This window comes from Acidimicrobiia bacterium, assembly GCA_036396535.1.
Classification (GTDB): Bacteria; Actinomycetota; Acidimicrobiia; order Spongiisociales; family UBA5794; genus DASWKR01.
The window spans coordinates 56,725-63,260 of sequence record DASWKR010000072.1 but is presented as its reverse complement, the minus strand read 5'-3'; the positions used below and the strand labels follow the sequence as shown (position 1 = coordinate 63,260).

Below are 6,536 nucleotides of genomic sequence, written 5' to 3'. Positions count from 1 at the left end.
CGGGCCCGCCTCGGCCTGATGGTCGGCGGCGTCCACTACCGCAACCCTGGGCTGTGGGTGAAGGCGGCCACCACCCTCGACGTGCTCTCCGGGGGACGGGCCTGGCTCGGCCTCGGCGCCGGCTGGAACCAGGCCGAGTCGGTGGGACTGGGCTTTCCCTTCCCCGAGACCAAGACCCGATTCGAGATACTCGAAGACACACTGCAGATCGCCCACCACATGTTCGAAGGAGAACGAGGAAGCGAAACACGCTTCGAAGGCCGCCAGTTCACCGCCGAACGTCTCCTCAACGTGCCCCAGTCGATCTCCCGACCCCGGGTGCCGATCATGATCGGCGGAGGCGGCGAGAAGAAGACGCTCCGCCTCGTCGCCCGCTACGCCGACGCCTCCAACCTCTTCGGCGATCCCGACCAGCTCCGTCACAAGTACCGGATCCTCGCCGAGCATTGCGAAGCCGTCGGACGTCCCTATGAGGAGATCGAGCGCACCACCCTGCAATCGGTGAGCCTGTTCACCCCCAACGCCTGGCGGTCCACGCCCGAATCCGCCGATGAGCTGGTCGACCGGTTCGTCCGTCTCGCCGACGCCGGGGCGCAGCAGGTGATCATCAACACCGCCGACGTCCCCAACCCCGACGCCATCGAACTCTTGGCTATCGAGGTCATGCCCCAACTCGCCGAGGTAGGAAGCTGAGAGCTATGACGGGGAGCACGGCCCTCGACCGTCATCTGGTGATCGACCTGACCACCATAGGGAGAGTCACCGGGCGTCCCCACATCATCGAGATCTGGTTCGCCCACGTCGACTCCACCATCTATATGCTCTCCGGCGGCGGGACCCGTTCCGACTGGGTTCGCAACCTGACGCGCACCCCTGCCGTCCGGGTTCGCGTCGGCGCCGACGAGTACGCCGGCACGGCTCGCCTCGTGACCGCACCGCATGAGGACCGACTCGCTCGCGATGCGGTTCACGACAAGTACACCGCCCGCTACTCCGGCGACCTCACCGGTTGGCGGGAGACGGCACTTCCCATCGCTGTCGATCTCGACCTGAGGAGAACGGACTGAGGGGAACGATGGCACACCCGCATCGCCTGGGACACGGCGACCTGAGGGTCCCCCAACGCGGCGTGGGAGCCATGACCTGGGGGAGCACGAGGTTTGGCCCGTTTCGATTGGGGCCCGAAAGGTATGGCCGTCCGTGCGGTTCGCTGGGCGGCTACCTTTCGTGGATGCGGACCACAACATGACGGCCGTCAACACGCGCACTGAGACACTGCACGGCCACGATCTGTGGCTCGTGGACAGCGGGGACGGTCCGGCGGTGCTGTTCATCCACGGCCTGTTGAGCTCGCATCGGAACTGGATGCACTTCGTCGGCAAGCTCGACCACCGTCACCGGGTCCTGGCCCCCGACCTGTTCGGGCACGGGGCATCCGCCAAGCCGATGGGAGACTACTCCCTCGGCGCCCACGCCGCCACGCTGCGCGACCTGCTCGACCGCCTGGGGGTGGATCGGGTGACACTGGTCGGGCATTCGCTGGGCGGCGGCATCGCCATGCAGTTCTGTTACCTGTTCCCGGAGCGGGTTGACCGTCTCGCCCTTGTGGCGAGTGGAGGTCTGGGACGGTCGGTGAGCCCGCTCCTGCGGTCGGCGGCACTGCCCGGCGCCGAACTCGTCCTGACTCTGATCGCCTCCGCCTGGGTCCAGAACCAGGGCAAGGCGCTGGGCCGGGCCCTGGCCAAGGTGGGATGGCGGGCCAGTTGGGACATCGCCGAGGCCTGGCAAGGCTTCGTGTCGCTCGCCGACGCCGACAGCCGGCGTGCCTTCCTTGCCACGACCCGGTCTGTTATCGACCCGGGGGGCCAGACCGTCACCGCCCACGATCACCTGCCTCTGGCGGTCGAGATACCGACGCTGATCGTCTGGGGCACCCGTGACCGGATGATCCCGCCGTGGCACGCCGCCACGGCTCAACAGTCGTTTCCGGGAAGCCGGGTGGAGTTGTTCGAGGGCGCCGGGCACTTCCCCCATCTGGATGAGCCCGAGCGCTTCGCCGATCTGTTGAACGACTTCATCGGCGACTGAGTAAGTAGCTGCATCCGAAGAAGGCGCCTGGCCGGACCAGGTGGCGAACCTGTCCCGCATCGACTTCTTGTTGGGTTCCGCGGCTCGGGGTCGGCGTCATGTCCTGGGCGACGACGGCGGCGCCGAGATTGACGCCCGATTGGAGGGCGTCCTCAAGCAGTAGAGGGGGGAATGGGGCGGAGGCGCTGCCGGCGGCGGCGATAGGGTCGTCGCGGTGGGCACGTCAGTTGGTGCGTCTTGCGGGTGTTGGAAGTCCGTTCGTGAACGGCTGGCTAGTTGCGGTTGCCGTGTCGATCCGTGGGCCGGGTATGGGGCGGGGCCTCGGGCTGGAATTCATCCGCTTCGATGGCGGCGTCGATTGCGGCCACTTCTGCGAGGGAAGTTGAAGCCAGTTCTCGGGTGAGGGCGTCCTGGGTGCGTGCCCAGGTGTCGTGAACCGGACAGGTCTCTTTCCAGTCACAGGGACCATCGCGCAGGACGCAATGGTCGAAGGTGGCGGGTCCTTCGGCTGCTTCCACGATATCGAGGAGGCTGATGTCGCTGGGGTGCCGGGCCAAGCGATAGCCTCCGTTAGGCCCGTGGGTGGCTACCAGCAGTTCCTCGCCGACCAGTCCGGCCAGGATCAGGGTCAAGGTCTTGTAGGGGATGTGCATCTCGGCGGAGATCTGACGCGCTTGGCGCAGACCGGTCCCATAGTGCCGTCCAACCGAGATCATCGCCCTGACGGCGTAGTCGCCTTTTCGTTTGAGGCTGAGCTGCATCGGTGCTCCAACTCTAGCGCAAACTACCACAGTCGACGCAGAATTCCCAAAGGAAACTAGAATTCCAAGAATGTGTTAGAGTATGGATCACTACAGCAGCTATATGAGGAGAAACTCATGATTACCACTGCATTCCGCCATTCAGTCAGCGACTACGCCACGTGGAAGGCCGTGTACGACACGTTCCCTCCCACATCCGGAGGAGCGAAGTACGCGAGAGTGAATCGCTCGGTCGACGATCCCAACATGGTGACCGTTGTCGCCGGCTTCGACACTCTCGAGTTGGCGAAGGGATTCATCAATAACCCGGACCTCAAGGCCAAGATGTCCGAAGCCGGCGTCGTCGGTTCCCCGAGGATCGAGATCAACGAGGAAGTCGAGTCGATCTAGTCCGCACCCACGGATCCTGAGAAGGACCCGTGAGGCTGGAACCGACACAGGTCTAGCCAGACAACTGAAGAGACTGAGGCCCCCTGGAGGACCGGGGGGCCTTCTTCGGATACGCAGTCCGACTGACGCCGCCTGGAGGACACTCCGACGGAGTCATTCTCGTGCGCATTCCGCCCGTCGGTCCGGGCCTGTCTTGGGTGGAGTCACATGCTCAGGTCGGCCATCCCGACCGAGTCCGCCACGCTCTCCAGTCCGGGAGACGATGCGGGTGGCGGCTGTGTCCGTGCCGGCGGTAACTTCAGACGCCACGAGATCGGACGCTTGTGATGCTGGTCGACGCCCACGCCCACCTCGACAAGTACGACGACGCTGAGATCGATCAGGTGTTGGCCGTCATAGAGCAGCGGCGCATCTTCACCATGAGCGTGTCGGTGGACCCTGAGTCGTACGCCCGGGCCCAGACCATTGCCGCCCGGTCTCGACTCGTGGTGCCGTCGTTCGGCATCCATCCAGAGCAGGCGCCGGTATTCGTCGATTCGCTCGCCGAGATCGAGGAGTTGGTCGACGGGTCGCCGCTGGTCGGCGAGATCGGGCTCGATCATCGTTTCGTCACCGACGCCGCCCAGTACGGTTCTCAACGCGAAGTGTTCGCCATCCAGCTGGCGCTGGCCAAGGCACAGGGGAAGCTGGTCAATCTCCACTGCGCAGGAGCCGAGCAGGACACCTTCGACATGCTGGTGGCCCACGGGGTCGAGCGAGCGATCGTCCACTGGTACTCGGGCCCTCTCGACGTTCTCAAACGGATGGTCGCCGCCGGCTACCTCTTCACGGTGGGCGTAGAGGTTCTGCACTCGGCGCACCTCCGTGATGTGGCGCAGGCGATACCGGCCGACCAGCTCCTCACCGAGACCGACAACCCTGGCGGATACCGATGGCTGACCGGCGATACCGGCTACCCGGCGCACCTGGGAGATGTTGTCGGGGAGCTGGCCCGGCTCCGCGCCGTCCACCCCGACGATCTCGCCACCACGGTTCGCCGCAATCTGATCCGTCTTCTCGAAGGCGATCCTCACCTCGCATCGTGGCTGGCCGAGCTTGTCTGACACTGAGTCCCGCAGCGGCTGGAGGATCGCTGCGAGAGGAGCGCCTCCGTAGGGCACACCTCGGAGTAGCCGGTTCCGACGGTCGGTCATGAACCTGATCCGGCATCTAGTTTGGAGTCGTGGACCGTTTGGAGCTGGTCACCATCGTCGTCGCCGACTATGACCGGGCGATCGAGTTCTTCGTGGACGTGCTGGGCTTCGAGCTGTTGGATGACTCGGCAAGCCACACAACCAGCGGCTCGCCCAAGCGGTGGGTCGTCGTGCGCCCGCCTCGCGCCGAGACCGGCATCCTGCTTGCCAGGGCCGACGGAGTCGACCAAGAGGCGGTGATCGGTAGCCAGACCGCAGGGCGCGTAGGGTTCTTCTTCAGGGTCCAAGACTTCGACTCCGCCTACCAGCGCATGCTCGCCCGCGGGGTCGAGTTCGTCAGCGAGCCACGCGACGAGGAGTACGGGAGAGTCGTCGTGTTCCGCGACATCGCCGGGAACCGGTGGGACTTGCTTGGCCCCGCCCGCTCCTCTCACTCGATCGAGGAGCCCTGAGCTGCCCATCATCGCCCGGGCCGCTGTCGTGGGCCCGGGACTCAGTGCGATCGGTGAAGCGAGCGTCGTGTCGGGTACGATCCTGAGCGAGTGCGAATGACGTGCCGGGAGCTGAGGTATCGGCCGCCGACTCAGTGCGTTGGCACGGCTTCGTCACCCGGTGGGACCGAGCGCAAGGAGAAAGGACCGAGCCTGTGACTGACCGAACCCTCATCCGCGGCGGGATCGTGCTGACCCAGGACCCCGACCTCGGCGAGATGCCGAACGCCGACGTGCTGATCGAGGACGACAAGATCGCCGCGATCGGCAAGGACCTTTCGACCGATGGCGCTCGGGTCATCGATGCATCCGGCGACATCGTCATACCGGGCTTCATCGACACACATCGGCACACGTGGGAGACGTGCATCCGGACGTGTGCCCCCGACTTCGCGCTCATCACCTACTTCAGCGCGATCCTCGACAAGTTCGCCCCTCACTATCGGCCGGAGGACGTCCACTCGGCCACACAGTGGGGCGCCCTCGAGTGCATCAACGCCGGCATCACGACGCTCGTCGACTGGGCGCACATCATGAACACCCCCGAGCACGCCGACGCCTCGGTCAACGCCCTCGAGGGGACGGGCATCAGATCGGTCTTCGCCTATGGCTTTCCGAACACCTCGCTCGTGGACTGGTGGTTCGGACCCGACTACACCGGCAGTGTGCTGACCTCCGACGGTGACGAGGCCCGCCGCCTCCGGTCGCAGTACTTCAGCTCGGACGACGGCCGGATCACCATGGGACTCGCCACACGAGGACCGGGCTTCTGCAAGCCGGACGTCGTGCGTCATGACTGGGAGCTGGCCAAGGAGCTCGGCATCGACATCACGGTGCACGTCGCCATGGACCGGTTCGGCTACACGAAGGGGCAGATCACCGCGTTGCGCGACATGGATCTCCTCTATCCCGGCACGACCTACGTCCACGCCTCGCACTTCACCGACGAGGAGTGGCAGTTGGTTCGCGACTCCGGGGGGAACGTCAGCTTCGCACCGCAGATCGAGATCCAGATGGGACACGGGTGGGCGCCGGCGGTCACCGCGGTCGAGTACGACATTCCGATCGGGCTCTCGTCGGACGTTGCGACGACCGCACCGGCGGATCAGTTCACCCAGATGCACGCTGTCTTCGGCACCGAGCGCGGGCGCAAGCATCAGGCGGCTTGGGACGACGGCCTGGATGGCCTGCAGGCATCGCCCGGTCTGATCACCTCGCGTGACGCACTCTCGTGGGCCACGATCGGTGGAGCCGAGGTGGCGGGGATCGCCGATCGCACCGGGTCGCTGACCCCCGGGAAGAAGGCGGACGTCGTGATCATCGACGGGTCGGCCGTGAACATCGCGCCGATCATCGACGCCGTGGGTGCGGTCGTCTGCGCGGCCGACATCTCGAACGTGAAGACCGTGCTCGTCGATGGCGAGGTGCTCAAGGAAGACTTCAAGCTCGAGGCGTCGCTCGATGCGCCGCGCAGGGCCGTTGAGGCGTCGCGTGACTACCTGCTCGACAAGTTCGGCGATCCCGAGCCCGGCTGGCTGGTGGCCGGCCGCTGACTGACCACCGGCGAGCACGGCTGGTCGGGAGATCCGTCGGCGATGGCTGTCGGCTTCTGC

8 protein-coding genes are annotated in these 6,536 nt (G+C 65.7%); 7 read left to right on the top strand and 1 reads right to left on the bottom strand.

Going from position 1 to position 6,536, the window contains the following annotated elements; genetic code table 11:
- The 3 genes from VGC47_13820 to VGC47_13810 all read left to right on the top strand — a co-directional run.
- Positions 1 to 693: LLM class flavin-dependent oxidoreductase (locus VGC47_13820; protein HEX9856387.1), on the top strand; the 693-nt coding region annotated here is incomplete at its 5' end.
- A 5-nt stretch (positions 694 to 698) separates the two neighbouring features.
- Positions 699 to 1,067, top strand: a complete 369-nt coding sequence (locus tag VGC47_13815; GenBank protein ID HEX9856386.1) for a nitroreductase/quinone reductase family protein — start codon at positions 699 to 701, stop codon at positions 1,065 to 1,067.
- Between the two features lie 178 nt (positions 1,068 to 1,245).
- The gene (locus tag VGC47_13810) at positions 1,246 to 2,088 is read left to right on the top strand and encodes an alpha/beta fold hydrolase (GenBank protein HEX9856385.1); all 843 of its coding nucleotides are present in this window, start codon (positions 1,246 to 1,248) and stop codon (positions 2,086 to 2,088) included.
- Positions 2,089 to 2,360: 272 nt separating this feature from the next.
- Here VGC47_13810 and VGC47_13805 read toward each other — a convergent pair whose 3' ends face one another.
- Positions 2,361 to 2,849 (bottom strand): Rrf2 family transcriptional regulator, encoded by a 489-nt coding sequence (locus VGC47_13805; protein HEX9856384.1) that lies wholly within the window; start codon positions 2,847 to 2,849, stop codon positions 2,361 to 2,363.
- A 117-nt stretch (positions 2,850 to 2,966) separates the two neighbouring features.
- Here VGC47_13805 and VGC47_13800 point away from each other — a divergent pair, with 117 nt between their 5' ends.
- The 4 genes from VGC47_13800 to VGC47_13785 all read left to right on the top strand — a co-directional run bounded on the left by VGC47_13800 (position 2,967) and on the right by VGC47_13785 (position 6,476).
- The gene (locus tag VGC47_13800) at positions 2,967 to 3,239 is read left to right on the top strand and encodes a cyclase (GenBank protein HEX9856383.1); all 273 of its coding nucleotides are present in this window, start codon (positions 2,967 to 2,969) and stop codon (positions 3,237 to 3,239) included.
- Positions 3,240 to 3,565: 326 nt separating this feature from the next.
- Positions 3,566 to 4,342 carry a TatD family hydrolase gene (locus VGC47_13795; GenBank protein ID HEX9856382.1) on the top strand — a complete coding sequence of 259 codons (777 nt, stop codon included), beginning with the start codon at positions 3,566 to 3,568 and terminating at the stop codon, positions 4,340 to 4,342.
- Between the two features lie 119 nt (positions 4,343 to 4,461).
- A complete protein-coding gene (locus tag VGC47_13790; protein HEX9856381.1) occupies positions 4,462 to 4,884 on the top strand; it encodes a VOC family protein in 423 nt (140 codons plus the stop codon).
- A gap of 194 nt (positions 4,885 to 5,078) precedes the next feature.
- On the top strand, positions 5,079 to 6,476 hold the full coding sequence (locus tag VGC47_13785) for an amidohydrolase family protein (protein ID HEX9856380.1): 1,398 nt from the start codon (positions 5,079 to 5,081) through the stop codon (positions 6,474 to 6,476).
- The last annotated feature ends 60 nt before the right edge of the window (positions 6,477 to 6,536 follow it).

Coding starts and splice junctions, on each gene's coding strand:
- VGC47_13815 (HEX9856386.1), top strand. CDS start 699: ATGACGGGGAGCACGGCCCTCGACCGTCATCTGGTGATCGACCTGACC.
- VGC47_13810 (HEX9856385.1), top strand. CDS start 1,246: ATGACGGCCGTCAACACGCGCACTGAGACACTGCACGGCCACGATCTG.
- VGC47_13805 (HEX9856384.1), bottom strand. CDS start 2,849: ATGCAGCTCAGCCTCAAACGAAAAGGCGACTACGCCGTCAGGGCGATG.
- VGC47_13800 (HEX9856383.1), top strand. CDS start 2,967: ATGATTACCACTGCATTCCGCCATTCAGTCAGCGACTACGCCACGTGG.
- VGC47_13795 (HEX9856382.1), top strand. CDS start 3,566: ATGCTGGTCGACGCCCACGCCCACCTCGACAAGTACGACGACGCTGAG.